Below are 13,520 nucleotides of genomic sequence, written 5' to 3'. Positions count from 1 at the left end.
AAAAACTACCATGATAAAGATTTGCATTGCACTCGTTACATGCCTGATCGGCTTTGCCTCTTTTAATTACAGGACCGGCAGTTCTGATGCTGAAGTAATAGCCATGGGCAGTGTTCCACGGCTTGTAAAGGATAGCCGAAATATGCTGCATTTGGTATTTGGCAAAGGAGATAGTGTCCTTTATGCTTTTTCTGAAGATGGCGGAACGTCATTTTCTAAACCAAAACTGGTGGGCAGGGTGCCGGACCTTTTTTCTTTTGCCATGCGGGGCCGCAAATCACCGCTTCTGAAAATGGACCCTGCATTTTGGTAGCAACCCAGCAGGGGGATATCCTGGCGTTCCGAAAAGGAGGTGCAGGAAAATGGGAAGGCCCGGTCCGGGTAAATGACCGAGATACGGTTGCCAAAGAAGGTTTTCTGGCCCTGGACGGTGATGGTAAGAAAGGATTGTTTGCCGCTTGGCTCGACCTGCGTCAGGGGCAGAACAATATCTATGGTGCGCAGTCGATGGATGGGGGTAAAACCTGGTCGAAAAACAAAATGATCTACACTTCCCCGGACGGTCATGTATGCGAGTGCTGCAAGCCTTCGGTTGCGGTACAGGGAAAGCAGGTAGCCATTATGTTCCGCAACTGGCTTGCGGGCAACCGGAATTTGTACCTGATCCGCTCCTTTGATGGAGGCCAAACCTTTCAAGGGGCAGAGAAGCTGGGCCTCGGCAATTGGAAACTGGATAGCTGCCCCATGGATGGTGGTGGTTTGGTGATTGGGCCAGGCGGCAGGGTACAAACGGTTTGGCGCAGGCAGGATAAAATCTTTGTTGCCCAACCAGGAGCGGAAGAGCAAGAGGTAGGATGGGGCAGGAGCTGTACAATAGAAACGGTAAATGGCAAAACGGCTTATACCTGGATGGAAGGTGGTGAGATAGTGGTGAAGAAGCCTGATGGAAGCAAATTGAATTTAGGAAAGGGACAGTTGCCGGTACTGCAGGCCACAGGTGAAAAACAAGCGGTTTGTGTGTGGGAAAAAGAAGGTCAAATAATGAAAGCTGTTGTTGCCATTTGATCATTTGGGATCTCTGCATTTGAAAGGACATTGCTGCAATAGCTTTTTCATAATGAGGTCAGGAAAAATTCAATCTGTTTGCAACAATCAACTAAACTTTTAAAAAGACAATTATGAGCCTTACAGAAATTACAGCCATACTGGGCGACGAAGCCCAGTCTTTGCTCACTTACAAGAGCACAGCCATTCCAAAAGAACACCTGTATTTGCCATCAGCAGATTTTATCGATCAGAACTTTGCGCTTTCCAACCGCAGTCCACAAACCCTCAGGAGTCTTGCACAGTTGTTCAATTCTGGGCGGTTGGCGAAAACAGGTTATGTATCCATACTTCCCATTGATCAAGGCATCGAACACAGTGCCGGTGCTTCCTTTGCTTCCAATCCAATGTACTTTGATCCGGAAAACATAATCCGGCTTGCATTGGAAGGTGGTTGCAACGGTGTGGCAACAACATTTGGTGGGCTTGCCCTGCTGTCGCGGAAGTACGCCCACAAGATTCCTTTCATTGTTAAGATCAACCACAATGAGCTGCTGACCTATCCCAACAAGTACGACCAGATCATGTTTGGGTCTGTAAGGGATGCCTGGAACCTGGGTGCGGTTGCAGTAGGCGCAACCATTTACTTTGGTTCTGAAAATGCTGGTCGCCAAATTATTGAAGTTGCCAAAGCATTTGAAGAAGCGCATAGCTTGGGTATGGCCACCATTTTATGGTGCTACCTGCGCAATGATGCTTTTAAGTCGGGCAACACAGATTATCACGTAGCTGCCGATCTCACAGGGCAAGCCAATCACCTGGGCGTAACCATACAGGCTGATATCATAAAACAAAAGCTTCCGGAAACCAATGGTGGCTATCAGGCTTTAAACATAGGCAGCAGCCCTTACGGCAAACTGGATAAGCGCATGTACAGTGAACTTTCTTCTGAACATCCTATTGACCTGTGCCGCTACCAGGTGCTGAACTGCTATAATGGCCGGATAGGATTAATCAACTCCGGAGGTGCATCTAGCGGACAATCAGATACAAAGGAAGCCATACGTACTGCAGTCATTAACAAACGGGCTGGAGGCATGGGACTCATTTCAGGACGTAAAGCTTTTCAGCGGCCTTTTAAAGAAGGTGTGACACTGCTGCAGGCCATTCAGGACATATACTTAGCAAAGGATATTGACGTCGCATAAACTATTGCAGATGGCCAAAAGCAAGCACTATTACATTCGGAAAAGCCACCGGTATTTAGGTGTGATTCTGGGAGTTCAGTTTCTATTGTGGACCATTGGAGGGCTTTACTTCAGCTGGACAGACATCGATGAAATTCATGGTGACTTTCAGCACCGGCAGCCATCCCATCTAAGAGGCAACTTACAACTGATATCACCCGATAGCATTTTACGGCAGTTGTCAAATGTTGACTCCATCCAATCATTGCAGTTGATCAGCGTGCTGAACAAGCCTTATTACAACTTCAGCTTTTACTCCAAGGGCCATTTAAAGAAAGTACTGGCTGATGCTGGCACCGGAAGGATTCGGCAAGCCATCAGCAAAAATGAAGCAGTGCAGATTGCAGCAGCCAGTTTCAACGGGAAGCCTGCTGTTGAAAAAGTAGAGTACCTGGTTACAACAAATGGCCATCATGAGTACCGGGAAAAGCCTTTGCCAGCCTGGGCGATAACATTCAATCATCCTACTAACACTACAGTTTATGTATCAGCTGAGTGGGGGAGGGTTGAATCTTTTAGGAATAATAAATGGCGATTGTTCGACTTGCTATGGATGATGCATACTATGGATTATAAAGGCAGAGATGATATCAATAACTGGTTGTTGCGGGCATTTTCAATATTTGGCCTGCTGACCATTATTTCTGGTTTTGTGCTGTTCTGGATGAGCAGTAAAATGAGTAAACGAAAAAAGATGGCGGGGCAGTGGCCTGGTTCGCTTACGATTTAGTAAAAGAAGAAGAGGTAGATGAAGCTTTATATTAAAAATATGGTTTGTCCGCGGTGCATTATGGCCGTCGGAAAGGTACTAAGTGAATTAGGCATCGTCCATAATGGAGTTGGTTTGGGTATTGTGGAATGCGAAAGCCTGCTTGATGGTAGCGCGCTGCAGCAGTTGGAAGAAAAGCTGGAGTCATTGGGGTTTTCCGTTCTGCACAGCAATAAGGAAAAGTTGGTTAGTCAAATCAAAGCCCTTCTGATCATGGCCGTGGAAGAAGGCAAGCTAGATAGGCAGTTTAAGTTCAAAGAATATTTATCAAAAGAAATCAATAAAGATTATTCCCTGCTAAGTAAAACATTCTCTGAGCAGGAAGGACGATCTATTGAACGTTACTTTATTCTATTGAAGCTTGAAAAAGCAAAAGAGTTGCTAACCTACGAGGAGTTCAATTTAAATGAAATTGCGATACAATTAGGTTATAGCAGTGCACAGCACCTATCTAAGCAGTTTAAGCAGGCATTCGGAGTAACGCCATCGGTATATAAAAATAAAGACCTGGCAGATCGTACGACCATTGATAAGTTATGATTATACGTCATTAAATGTGCAACCTGCACTTGAAGAATTCAAAAGTATAAATATCTCATATATAGGACTTGAATAAGCTGTTCAGAAGAATGCAAATTATTTTCGGAACACCTTATTAAATAATAATAAAAAAAGTAGTGTTTCAGGGTAGTGCCTTCAACCTAACACATTAACTTTAAACAGTTTAAAAACTTAATATTTTATAAGTTTAGCGCTGGGAGTGTTGTTCTTTTCGAAATTGTCGGCTTTTTTCTTCGACAACCCATGAGGCAAACTTAATGCGCAGGAGTAGAAAACCTTGATAGCGCGCCTTAGTGATAAATTTAAATCTTTGTATCAGCTGTCCTTCATAAATCGTTGAGGGCTTATGATTTAATAATGTTAGATAATGTGAACTAACTTGGCCTAGAGCCAGAAGATCTAATAGATTGAAAACTCAAAATCTCTCATGATTGTTTGCTTAATATTTCAGTCGACCAAGGATGGAAACTTTCGTCGGCGAATTCGTGCCAAAATGATGTCGATATTATTATAGAAGTGCCAGAGAAAGGAAGAGCTGGCCAGTTTGGTTCATTTAATCAATGTGGTGTAATTAGGATATCTAAAGGGAGATAGATAAGATAGGGCTTGTATTGACCCGGTTAAAGGTGTAAATATCGTATAATCATTACTATGCAGAAACGTTAGTTGGCGTGACTTATGTCACATTGTAACATAAAGTACTGCCTTACCTTCAACGACAGATGTACATTCTCTGACAAATAATATTCATATATAAAAGAAATTTTGTATCGCTTCTGGATTTTGGTGTAATTGCTGTACCAAAACAGTAAAGCGAAGCTAGATGAGAACTGGGATGTGCTACGATTTATGTTGCAAGTTCTAATAGCATGAACGTACAAAATTCCGCTCGCCTATAAATTGTGCAAAAATCTTAATTTCCAATCCACTTCAAAGAGTAAATAGACATTATATGAAAGTCATACTTACAACCCTTGCAATGTTTTTCTTTTCCCTTACCAGTGAGGCTTGTACAATGTGCAGTTCAAAACAGGCAACTGAGGTTAGGGCATTAGTATTCGGGGACGATTTTTACAACAACCTATTGTCTTCAGTATTGCCTTTTGTCGTATTTACAGGCATCATAGTATTTATTTATAAAGGTGGTAAAACAATAAAAACGTAACATAAAAATAGCAAACAATGAATAGCAAACCTCTAATAGCAGCAGGCACACTCATGGGCATCGGCATGGGCGGCTTTGTAGATGGAATATTATTCCACCAGATTTTTCAGCTACACAATATGCTTTCTGCAAAACTACCTCCTGATACATTGGTTAATGCAAAAACAAACATGGTTTGGGATGGCTTATTCCATGCCTTAACATGGGTGGCAACCGCTATTTCAATCGGGATGCTTTGGAATGCTGTAAAACGAAAAGATGTGCCTTTATCAGGTAATACATTCTTTGGTTCCTTAGTTTTAGGATGGGGTATCTTTAATTTAGTTGAAGGTATCATAGACCATCACATTTTAGGGATACATCATGTAGTGGAGCTGCAAGGGTTGTCTTTGTATGACTACTTATTTCTTACATCAGGCGTTTTGTTTATTCTGATAGGATGGGCGTTCATCCGTACAGGTTCAAAAGATGGAGCTTCAACAAATGTTTCGCAACGATACAAGCAGGTTTGAACAAATAGACCTTTTTATGGCTAGAAAAACAAATTAACAGAATGAATAGGGGGAAGAAGCGGCCCCTTCTTCCTGAAATGAAAAAAAATGAAGCCAAAATATGGCAGTAGGTATTTGATTATTCCAACAAGAGCCATGTAATGATGTCTGCACAAACAAATAAACCTAATAAAGAGTGGGATATAGAAAGATCTTGGACATTAATATGTCAACCCTTGTAATGATCGGTTTAGCACTTGCATAATTTGTACATATAAACTAATTGGTCTTGCCAGCAATAGTTTTAGTGTTCTTCTTTCAACATTTAGTAAAAGGTTGGTGTCATCCTGTGCCAATACTGCGTCTTTTAAAATTAGGACAGGCAAAAAAAGTGAGTCGAAAAAGCATGCACTACAACTCCTAAGCGGTGGTTTTGATGAAGTGGTCAAATCGTCTTCCAAAATGGATACTGATGCAAGCAAACTTTTTAAAGCTGTTTCCCGCTAAGGGTAGTCACTTTACTTTTTAAGTTATAGATCAGATATTTGTTCAATTGCTACACACCAAATTCAATATCCTTCTCGGGTTTGTGTGTATAGCTTCCAAACAGCGGATCCCAATAAGGAAATACAGACCCGTAATTTGAATCGGTTTCCTTTCGGATCCTGGAATGATGGATGCGATGCATATGTGGGGTAACAAAAAAGAAACGCAATAGCTTGTCCCATCTTTCTGAAATACGCACATTGGAATGGTGAAATAGAATAACGGGGAAAAGAACAATGCCGTGCAAAAAAACGGCAGCTATATCAATACCCAAAAGCGGAAATAAACTAAAGCGCAATACATAAGAAAATATGATTTCTGCTGCATGAAAACGAACAGCAGTGGTGCTGTTCATCTTTTCATCCATATGATGAAAGCGGTGAAACTGCCAAAGAAAACGGTACTCATGATTTACCCGGTGCCACCAGTACATAAGGATATCAATCAAAATAAAACCGGACGCTATTTTTAACCAGAAAATAGGAGGCAACAAATGGAGCAGACCAAAATGGTGGCTGCTGGTGTAGGTAAGCCAGTGCTGTAAAAAGTAGCCGCCAACGCCCGCTATTGCCAAATTAAGCAACCCTACCAGTATATTTTTACCATCATGGGTATGGTCTATCAGTTCCCTACGTTGTGGAATAAGGTGTTCGGCAATGTACACAGCGGCAAAAGAAATGCCTATTGCATAAGGCTGAAGGGTACGCACTATGTCTGCAAATGCATTCATGATGAATAGGAATTAATAGACTTTTGTGCCCTTGTCTAAAAATCTGCCCCAAAGCTTCCCGTAGGCATGTATCTTGTCAGTTGGCTTATTCTGAAGGTCATATACCTGGTTGCCCTGGTTGACCCATTCAAAGATGCCGCCATACAGGTTATGAACATTTGTAAAACCTGCTTTTTTCAGCTTGCGTGTAATATCCTCACTTCGTTTCCCAATAGAGCAATACACGACTAAGGGCTTATCTTTTGGTAAATCGTTTAAAAACGTAATGGAAAAGCTATCATAGCCAACAAACCTGGTGCTGGGAAGATGGCTAACATTGTATTCTTTTTGTTCACGTGCATCTAAAAACATATAACGACCGGAGTTTTTTGCAGCATCGGCAACTGTAATTTCCGGAACATCCCTTGAGAGCAACATTTTAAGGGTAAAATTAAATGTGCCGCTTTTCACTTGCGCATGGGATTGGCAAGCAATGAAGGATAAGCCAAAGATCATTGATGCTATAATCGTTTTCATGTTATAAGTTCAACAAACTTTTAGCCAATAAAGTTTTCAGAAAATTATGCCTTCCGGATATTATTTTGTTCCAATTCAGCCAATGTAAGACCTTCGTTTTGAGTTGGTACATGCCCCATCGTTCCTTTCCTTGGTCGAAAATGTAAGTTTTCATTGGTTAGTTATTATAATCACATTCAGCTAATACTAACTTACCATAACCGGGCAGTCGTATTGACGGTTTTGTGCAGAAGATAAAAAAGGTCTGCTGAAAAGAGTATGCCAGTGTGGACGAATTTCTGAAGATATCCCTTCATGTTCCCTAAGTTTTTCTTTCTCGCATAAATCGCAAACCAATTATTTTAGAATAGTTGAATAGGTAAAATTTACAGATGCGACACTTCTATGTCAACGATGGAATATTTAGACGTTTACGAGTGCGTTGCTGACTACCCGACAGTATGTTCATCCTGAGCAATCCAATCGCAGGCAGCGTCTTTTTTATACCGAACAAAGAACGATAACCACACCGTTCTTGATAAGCGCATCAGATAAGGCTGTGTAGCAAGCAAAAGAACAGCATTGAAGCCTATCCACCAGAAAAAGCGATCATCCTTCAGCGACATCCCGATAATAACCCACCATGCAATGAAGCTGGCGACAGTTAGCGCTACCGATAAAGCGTAGCTTACGTAACCCGTGCCATAGTAAAATGCAGGCTCTATTTCCATTTTCTGTTCGCAAAAAGAACAGGTATCATACATTTTCATCATTCCCTTTTTGTAGGAACTTTTTTGCAGAAACATATCGCCTTGCCGGCAGCGTGGGCATTTGAGTTGCAGGAGGCTGAAAAGATAATTGGGTGACCGCCTTTGACCTTCATTTTGCATAAAATTTGCTTATAATGCAAACTTATTGTTCATGCAGTTACTCACCCGTGACTTGTGTCACTCCTGAAATCTTTTAGTAAGATTATTTTGCGTTACAAAAAAAGTGTGCAAGGTCTAAAAGCAAATTGGCGGCAGTTCTATCTATTAGTATTGATAAATGCGTTTGTGGGCAGCATGATTGGCTTGGAACGGGCTGTTTTGCCAGGATTGGCCGAAACGCTTGGTATTAACAGCTATACAGCACTTCTGTCCTTTATCATAGCTTTTGGAAGCGTAAAGGCTCTTTTCAACCTAGTTGCAGGAAAGCTAGCGAATCGATACAACCGCAGGCGGGTTTTGCTGATCGGCTGGGCTGCCGCTCTTCCGGTGCCCTATTTATTGATGTATGCACAAGAATGGAGCTGGGTAATTGCCGCTAATATTTTATTAGGCATCAACCAAGGTCTGGCCTGGTCGGCAACCGTTATGATGAAAATTGACCTGGTTGGTGAAAAAGATCGTGGCTTCGCAATGGGCTTGAATGAGTTTGCAGGATACTTAACAGTAGGCTTTGCTGCCTTTCTGGCTACGCAGATTGCATCGGCAAAAGGCTTTAGTTTTTATCCATTTCTGCCAGGCATTCTTTTTTCGATGGGAGGATTGATCCTAACGCTTTTATTTGTAAAAGATACAGAGAGGCATGTCCAGGTAGAAGCACAGCAAAGCAAGCAGTCGATTTTGAAGTGTATCTGGAAGCAAACGACTTTTCAGCATTACAACCTTGGTAGTGTTACCATCAGTGGTTTTATAAATAATCTTAACGATGGGGTAATCTGGGGATTGCTGCCTGTGTTATTGCTAAACAAACAGTTTAATCTGTCTGAAATTGGATTGTTGGCAGGAGTATATCCTGCTGTATGGGGCCTTGGGCAGATGGCTACCGGTAAAATGGGCGATGTTTTCTGTAAAAAGCAATTAATAACCACTGGCATGTTACTACAAGCTATTGGTCTGCTACTGTTGACCTATGCTTCTAACTTTTATATGGCCCTGGCGGCGATGGTACTGATGGGCCTGGGAACAGCCTTGGTTTATCCTAATTTTCTAACGGTCATTGCTGAACACACCCACCCCCAACAACGTTCCGAAAGCTTAAGCATCTTCCGTTTTTGGCGGGACAGCGGCTATGTGGCGGGTGCTTTACTTTCGGGCTTTCTGGCTGACAAATTTGGTCTGTCTGTTACCTTTGTTTTCGTAGCAGCTTTGACAGGAGCCGGTGGGTTATTGGCACATTTACGCATGTGCTGTACTGCAAAGTTCTTATGGAAAAGCACCCGCTGTCCGGAGCTTAGGTAAGATATGGGTTTGACGTGACTGTTATCACGACAATTGCGACAGCATCCTTGCATTTTTGCTCTTATGAAACAAGAGTTTTGGAATACACGCTATATAGAAAATGCATCAGTGTATGGGCAAGAGCCCAACCATTACTTTAAGCAGTATATTGATAAACACAAACCCGGTTCAATTTTGTTGCCGGCTGAAGGGGAAGGACGCAATGCAATCTATGCAGCTTCGAAAGGTTGGCTGGTTGATGCATTTGACTTTAGCGAGGTGGCCAGAGAAAAAGCGCTGCTACAAGCCACTGCAAAAAATGTAACCATCAACTATTGGGTTCAGGAAATTGAGACCTACAAGGCCGAGAAAAAATATGACGCTGTTGCCTTGATTTATGTGCATCTGCCTCAGGCCCTGCGCTCTTTATTCCATGAACAGATATTTAAATCGCTAAACTCAGGCGGGTATCTCATTTTAGAGGCATTTGCGAAGGAACAGGTAGAATTTGATTCTGGCGGGCCGAAGGACAAGCAAATGTTATATGATGCGCCTTCCATTTGCAGTGATTTTCCTTTTCTCCATTTGCTATCCTGCGGACAAAAAGAAATTGAATTGAATGAGGGTAAATTTCATAAAGGCAAGGCAGCCGTTTTACAGCTAGTAGGCCAAAAGTTATAATAAACTACGTCCACGTGGCAGTTGGTTTTGGTTGAGCCCTTTGTTTCTACAAAGGGCTTTTTGGTGTGACTCGTGTCACGGTTTATCATTCACTTCAATTTTATCTTTACAACAAAGCAGTAAAATGGCGACGATTCAATTAACAACACAGGATTTTAAGGACAAGGTTTTTGACTATGAAAAGGAGCAGGAATGGAAATACAAAGGTTCTGTTCCTGCAGTCATTGATTTTTATGCCGACTGGTGCGGACCCTGTAAAATGGTAGCGCCAGTGCTGGAAGAACTCTCAAAGCAATATGAAGGCGAATTAGTGATCTATAAAATAGATACAGAAAAAGAAGGAGAACTTTCTGCGATATTTGGCATCCGGAGTATTCCTACTTTTTTATTTATACCAGTAAAGGGTGAGCCTGTCATGCAGCCCGGTGCGCTTCCGAAAAAGGCGTTTCAACAGGTGATTGAAGAACGCCTGCTGCAAACATTGAAGTAAACAAAACAAAAGAGCGATTCCCGAAAGAATCGCTCTCTATTTAATTATTCAAGAAAAACGAGAAACTGTCACTTCGTAAACCAACACGCATTGCTTCCAATGCGATGATTTCTGAGGGGTTGATGTTCCCGAGATTGGCATTGCAGCCTAACAGCTCGATGAAATTTAATTGCTGATCTTTTGCAGGTGCTTCCCAAATAATCTTTTCAGCAGGAATTTTTGTTAAGATTTCCTGTACCAGTCCTTCCCTCACTTCACCTGAATCGCGGTACAAGCCCACATTACCCAGCTCCTTAGCTTCAGCTATAAGATAGGAAGAACCTGCCTCCAGTTCTGCCTGCATCAACTGGATCCATTTGTATGGTGGCGTTACCTGTACTTTGTCCTTGTCCTTAGAACCGATCTCACTCAGCACGACTCTCTCCTGGCTAAAACGACGGATATAGGCGCATTTTTGTTCGTGCGAAATATCAATAGCGCCATCGGAGATTTCCATACAAGGAATGTTGTGTTCATCAACCAGTCGTTCAAATGCAGCCAGTTCATTTCGAATGACAAAGGCTTCGAACAAAAGCCCGCCAAAGAAAACCGGGACATTATAGGATTGGTACAACTGGATTTTTTCTTTAAGCATAGGTGTAACCAGTGCCGTACCAAAGGCAAGTTTTATCATATCAACATAGGGCGCTGCACCTGACATTAGGTTTTTTGTTTCCATTAAGCTAAGCCCTTTGTCGCTCACTACGGTCAATCCATGCTTACGCGGCTGTACGGTACGGGCGGGGATTTTGGAAAGGGAAAAATTCATCAACAGACTATTAATTTGAAATCGAAATAGAGAGTCAAAAATAATTAGACTTATTTTGAGTTCTACTGCAACAACTTGCGATACGCCTCTGAATTATACTCATCGCCTCCGTCTACACGCTGCAATAGATTTCCAGCTTCATTAAATATGAATGTTGTGGGTATAGCCTGTACATTAAATAGCGCAGGCAAGTTTTCCGCTGGATAATAAAGTGGCAGTGAAAGCTTTTGCCGCTTAATGAATGTTTTCGCCTTGTTAAAATTGTCGTCTAACGAGAGCATAACGAAAGCCACTTTATTGGAGTCAACGCCGTTTCGGAGCTTTTCTATCGAAGACATCTCCCGTCTGCAGGGAGGACACCAGGAGGCCCAAAGATTTACAAAGACTTTTTTCCCTTTAAACGACTCGAGGCTTACAGGGTTGCCGTTTACATCCTGCATGGCAAAGGCCGGCAACGATGTAGCGTTTGTATTGGCAGACGGTGCGGCAGCAGCGTTTTCGCTGGTGCTGATTGTTTGTTCCGTAGCCGTTGATGTTGTATTTTGTTCTGCTGCGTTGTTAGAACATGCAACGAGGGAACTGCTGAATATGACTGCGGATAAAAAAAATAATTGTTTCATGCGTAGGTATTTTGTTTTTAATAGTTGTTGAAATAAGCTTACAATAGGGCTTTTAACTGACTGACAAAGTTTTTTGTGTTGTACTGCGCCAGCCCCTCGTGTTTATACACCACCTTCCCTTCCTTATCGAGTATTATCGTGGTAGGCAGAGTGCCGCTAAATAGTTCGGATGGAATGCTGCCTGCCCGATTTGCCAGAGGAACACTGTAACCCTTCTGTTGCAAATACTGTATTCCTTTTGACGGATCATCATCCTCATTCATAAACAAGAACACAATCCGGTTATCTTTTTCAAATTGCTGGTAGAGGGACTGCAAGGAAGGCATCTCTGCAAGGCAAGGCGGACACCAGGTTGCCCAGAAGTTGACAAAAACCACCTTGCCTTTTAGATCACTTGTGGACACCGTATTGCCAGTGGCATCATAATACGTAAAGGCAGGTGTTACCTCTTCGGTTGCCGGTTGCTTACTAGCCTTAATTTCCGTATTAAAAAGCCCAATACTCATAAGCTGGCGCAGCAGCCAGGCTTTTGCATCGGCATTAAAAACCAGAAGCAGGAATACGCCAAAAAAAATAATATTTCCAGCAGTTTTGATGATTCTCTTTTTTCTTGCCTGTTTCTGATTATCCATAATTGTCTTTTTATTTTAAAGGCTTATTTATTGTCCAATCTTTGTACCCTCTTTCAATTCTTCAGTGCCTTTCAACAGCACCTTGTCTCCTGCGGTGAGGTCGCCAAAAACTTCAATCAAACTGTCTTTTGATACGCCTGTCTGCACTGGCACTCTCTTCGCGACGCCACTCGCAGCTTTAACGACAAATATATCGGCCTGCGATTGCACCACGCTACTCACCGGTACCCATAACGTAGCCTGTGGCCGCCGCAGTTGCACAATCGCCTTGGCGTATTGGCCTGATCGCAGGGCTGAACCGGCATTATCCACGTCAAACTCCGCAAGCAGTGATTTGGTTTGGCCATCAAGTGCCCTGCTGTTCCTTGAAAGCGTGGCCGTGAATGTCTGTCCTGGGTTATCCAACAACCTGAATGTGGCTTTGCTGCCGGGTTGTAAGGCTTGTGCCTGCTTTTCGGGAATAGCTACTTCCAAACGCAGTTTGCTTTGCTGTGTTAATTGAAACATGGGTTCTGTGCTGGCGCCGCCTTCCCCAACAAGAGCCCCTTCCGATACAAACCGCCCTGTTATAACACCATCAAAAGGTGCCGTGATGCGCAAATAGTTCGCAACCTGCCCGGTGGCAGCCGCTTCCGACCTGCTGCTGCTGTAAGCAGCACTGTCGGCAAGATATTGCGCATAGGCCCTTTCTAATTCAATAGTGGCCACCGCACCGTTCTTTTTGGCCGCCTCTTTTAAGCGATGATAGGACTGCCTGCTGAATAACAATTTTTGGTAGGCTGTGGTGCTGGACGATGTTCGGGCGGCATATTGAGCACCAATTTCACCTGCTTCCAGTTGTGCTAGCAGTTGTCCTTTACGTACATAGCTGCCCCGGTCCACATAGGTCTTTTTTACAAACCCTTTGATCTTGGGATAAATTTTCACTTCTTCATACGGCTTTAATTCGCCGGGCAAAGTAATCGTAAAGGAGGGCTGGTCTGAAACAACCGTTGCCAGTTTGAATGTTTTCATTTCCTTTTTTGCCGCAGGAACTT

17 protein-coding genes are annotated in these 13,520 nt (G+C 42.8%); 10 read left to right on the top strand and 7 right to left on the bottom strand.

The features are described 5' to 3' along the window. The first annotated feature begins 10 nt into the window (after positions 1 to 10). The 7 genes from BUE76_RS25000 to BUE76_RS23620 all read left to right on the top strand — a co-directional run bounded on the left by BUE76_RS25000 (position 11) and on the right by BUE76_RS23620 (position 5,298). Complete coding sequence (locus BUE76_RS25000; protein ID WP_083596276.1) at positions 11 to 313, top strand: hypothetical protein; 303 nt, start codon at positions 11 to 13, stop codon at positions 311 to 313. After that, positions 307 to 1,065: a sialidase/neuraminidase family protein gene (locus BUE76_RS23640; protein WP_083596275.1), complete on the top strand. Its 759-nt coding sequence runs from the start codon at positions 307 to 309 to the stop codon at positions 1,063 to 1,065. The genes BUE76_RS25000 and BUE76_RS23640 overlap by 7 nt, the downstream gene beginning before the upstream one ends. A 113-nt stretch (positions 1,066 to 1,178) precedes the next feature. Then, the gene (locus BUE76_RS23635) at positions 1,179 to 2,252 is read left to right on the top strand and encodes a class I fructose-bisphosphate aldolase (protein ID WP_073039061.1); all 1,074 of its coding nucleotides are present in this window, start codon (positions 1,179 to 1,181) and stop codon (positions 2,250 to 2,252) included. A 10-nt stretch (positions 2,253 to 2,262) separates the two neighbouring features. Then, positions 2,263 to 3,021, top strand: coding sequence for a PepSY domain-containing protein (locus BUE76_RS23630; protein WP_073039059.1), 759 nt, complete (start codon positions 2,263 to 2,265; stop codon positions 3,019 to 3,021). An 18-nt stretch (positions 3,022 to 3,039) separates the two neighbouring features. Next, a complete protein-coding gene (locus tag BUE76_RS23625; RefSeq protein WP_073039057.1) occupies positions 3,040 to 3,600 on the top strand; it encodes a helix-turn-helix domain-containing protein in 561 nt (186 codons plus the stop codon). Between the two features lie 973 nt (positions 3,601 to 4,573). Further along, positions 4,574 to 4,786, top strand: a complete 213-nt coding sequence (locus BUE76_RS24995) for a hypothetical protein (protein WP_143157152.1) — start codon at positions 4,574 to 4,576, stop codon at positions 4,784 to 4,786. 17 nt (positions 4,787 to 4,803) lie between these two features. Further along, positions 4,804 to 5,298: a DUF2243 domain-containing protein gene (locus tag BUE76_RS23620; RefSeq protein ID WP_073039055.1), complete on the top strand. Its 495-nt coding sequence runs from the start codon at positions 4,804 to 4,806 to the stop codon at positions 5,296 to 5,298. Positions 5,299 to 5,833: 535 nt separating this feature from the next. Here the strand turns inward: BUE76_RS23620 and BUE76_RS23615 are convergent. The 3 genes from BUE76_RS23615 to BUE76_RS23605 all read right to left on the bottom strand — a co-directional run bounded on the left by BUE76_RS23615 (position 5,834) and on the right by BUE76_RS23605 (position 7,938). Then, complete coding sequence (locus BUE76_RS23615; protein ID WP_073039053.1) at positions 5,834 to 6,553, bottom strand: sterol desaturase family protein; 720 nt, start codon at positions 6,551 to 6,553, stop codon at positions 5,834 to 5,836. A 12-nt stretch (positions 6,554 to 6,565) separates the two neighbouring features. Beyond that, positions 6,566 to 7,069, bottom strand: coding sequence for a rhodanese-like domain-containing protein (locus BUE76_RS23610; protein WP_073039050.1), 504 nt, complete (start codon positions 7,067 to 7,069; stop codon positions 6,566 to 6,568). A gap of 428 nt (positions 7,070 to 7,497) precedes the next feature. Beyond that, the gene (locus BUE76_RS23605; RefSeq protein ID WP_073039048.1) at positions 7,498 to 7,938 is read right to left on the bottom strand and encodes a DUF983 domain-containing protein; all 441 of its coding nucleotides are present in this window, start codon (positions 7,936 to 7,938) and stop codon (positions 7,498 to 7,500) included. A 54-nt stretch (positions 7,939 to 7,992) separates the two neighbouring features. On the opposite strand from BUE76_RS23605, the gene BUE76_RS23600 reads away from it, so the two are divergent. From BUE76_RS23600 to trxA, 3 genes are all read left to right on the top strand, one after another. After that, positions 7,993 to 9,273 carry an MFS transporter gene (locus tag BUE76_RS23600; RefSeq protein ID WP_245798243.1) on the top strand — a complete coding sequence of 427 codons (1,281 nt, stop codon included), beginning with the start codon at positions 7,993 to 7,995 and terminating at the stop codon, positions 9,271 to 9,273. 63 nt (positions 9,274 to 9,336) lie between these two features. After that, positions 9,337 to 9,933 carry a class I SAM-dependent methyltransferase gene (locus tag BUE76_RS23595; protein WP_073039046.1) on the top strand — a complete coding sequence of 199 codons (597 nt, stop codon included), beginning with the start codon at positions 9,337 to 9,339 and terminating at the stop codon, positions 9,931 to 9,933. A 124-nt stretch (positions 9,934 to 10,057) separates the two neighbouring features. Next, a complete protein-coding gene (gene trxA / locus BUE76_RS23590) occupies positions 10,058 to 10,423 on the top strand; it encodes a thioredoxin (RefSeq protein ID WP_073039044.1) in 366 nt (121 codons plus the stop codon). A gap of 40 nt (positions 10,424 to 10,463) precedes the next feature. On the opposite strand, the gene BUE76_RS23585 is transcribed toward trxA, so the two are convergent. The 4 genes from BUE76_RS23585 to BUE76_RS23570 all read right to left on the bottom strand — a co-directional run bounded on the left by BUE76_RS23585 (position 10,464) and on the right by BUE76_RS23570 (position 13,497). Continuing rightward, the gene (locus tag BUE76_RS23585; RefSeq protein WP_073039042.1) at positions 10,464 to 11,231 is read right to left on the bottom strand and encodes a phosphosulfolactate synthase; all 768 of its coding nucleotides are present in this window, start codon (positions 11,229 to 11,231) and stop codon (positions 10,464 to 10,466) included. A gap of 62 nt (positions 11,232 to 11,293) precedes the next feature. Continuing rightward, on the bottom strand, positions 11,294 to 11,851 hold the full coding sequence (locus BUE76_RS23580) for a TlpA family protein disulfide reductase (RefSeq protein ID WP_073039040.1): 558 nt from the start codon (positions 11,849 to 11,851) through the stop codon (positions 11,294 to 11,296). 38 nt (positions 11,852 to 11,889) lie between these two features. Next, positions 11,890 to 12,483 carry a TlpA family protein disulfide reductase gene (locus BUE76_RS23575; RefSeq protein WP_083596274.1) on the bottom strand — a complete coding sequence of 198 codons (594 nt, stop codon included), beginning with the start codon at positions 12,481 to 12,483 and terminating at the stop codon, positions 11,890 to 11,892. Between the two features lie 27 nt (positions 12,484 to 12,510). Beyond that, positions 12,511 to 13,497 carry an efflux RND transporter periplasmic adaptor subunit gene (locus BUE76_RS23570; RefSeq protein WP_158070035.1) on the bottom strand — a complete coding sequence of 329 codons (987 nt, stop codon included), beginning with the start codon at positions 13,495 to 13,497 and terminating at the stop codon, positions 12,511 to 12,513. Positions 13,498 to 13,520 lie beyond the last annotated feature (23 nt).

It is taken from the genome of Cnuella takakiae (genome assembly GCF_001953305.1).
Taxonomy (GTDB): domain Bacteria; phylum Bacteroidota; class Bacteroidia; order Chitinophagales; family Chitinophagaceae; genus Flavisolibacter; species Flavisolibacter takakiae.
The sequence above is the reverse complement of the archived record's forward strand: the minus strand, read 5'-3'. Positions and strand labels throughout refer to the sequence as shown.

What these genes read in the sequence shown, in the direction of transcription:
- BUE76_RS23595 (WP_073039046.1), top strand. Translation starts at nt 9,337, where the DNA reads ATGAAACAAGAGTTTTGGAATACACGCTATATAGAAAATGCATCAGTG.
- BUE76_RS23635 (WP_073039061.1), top strand. Translation starts at nt 1,179, where the DNA reads ATGAGCCTTACAGAAATTACAGCCATACTGGGCGACGAAGCCCAGTCT.
- BUE76_RS23605 (WP_073039048.1), bottom strand. Translation starts at nt 7,938, where the DNA reads ATGCAAAATGAAGGTCAAAGGCGGTCACCCAATTATCTTTTCAGCCTC.
- BUE76_RS24995 (WP_143157152.1), top strand. Translation starts at nt 4,574, where the DNA reads ATGAAAGTCATACTTACAACCCTTGCAATGTTTTTCTTTTCCCTTACC.
- BUE76_RS23585 (WP_073039042.1), bottom strand. Translation starts at nt 11,231, where the DNA reads ATGAATTTTTCCCTTTCCAAAATCCCCGCCCGTACCGTACAGCCGCGT.
- BUE76_RS23575 (WP_083596274.1), bottom strand. Translation starts at nt 12,483, where the DNA reads ATGGATAATCAGAAACAGGCAAGAAAAAAGAGAATCATCAAAACTGCT.
- BUE76_RS23625 (WP_073039057.1), top strand. Translation starts at nt 3,040, where the DNA reads ATGAAGCTTTATATTAAAAATATGGTTTGTCCGCGGTGCATTATGGCC.
- BUE76_RS23580 (WP_073039040.1), bottom strand. Translation starts at nt 11,851, where the DNA reads ATGAAACAATTATTTTTTTTATCCGCAGTCATATTCAGCAGTTCCCTC.
- BUE76_RS23610 (WP_073039050.1), bottom strand. Translation starts at nt 7,069, where the DNA reads ATGAAAACGATTATAGCATCAATGATCTTTGGCTTATCCTTCATTGCT.
- trxA (WP_073039044.1), top strand. Translation starts at nt 10,058, where the DNA reads ATGGCGACGATTCAATTAACAACACAGGATTTTAAGGACAAGGTTTTT.
- BUE76_RS23630 (WP_073039059.1), top strand. Translation starts at nt 2,263, where the DNA reads ATGGCCAAAAGCAAGCACTATTACATTCGGAAAAGCCACCGGTATTTA.
- BUE76_RS23570 (WP_158070035.1), bottom strand. Translation starts at nt 13,497, where the DNA reads ATGAAAACATTCAAACTGGCAACGGTTGTTTCAGACCAGCCCTCCTTT.
- BUE76_RS23620 (WP_073039055.1), top strand. Translation starts at nt 4,804, where the DNA reads ATGAATAGCAAACCTCTAATAGCAGCAGGCACACTCATGGGCATCGGC.
- BUE76_RS25000 (WP_083596276.1), top strand. Translation starts at nt 11, where the DNA reads ATGATAAAGATTTGCATTGCACTCGTTACATGCCTGATCGGCTTTGCC.
- BUE76_RS23615 (WP_073039053.1), bottom strand. Translation starts at nt 6,553, where the DNA reads ATGAATGCATTTGCAGACATAGTGCGTACCCTTCAGCCTTATGCAATA.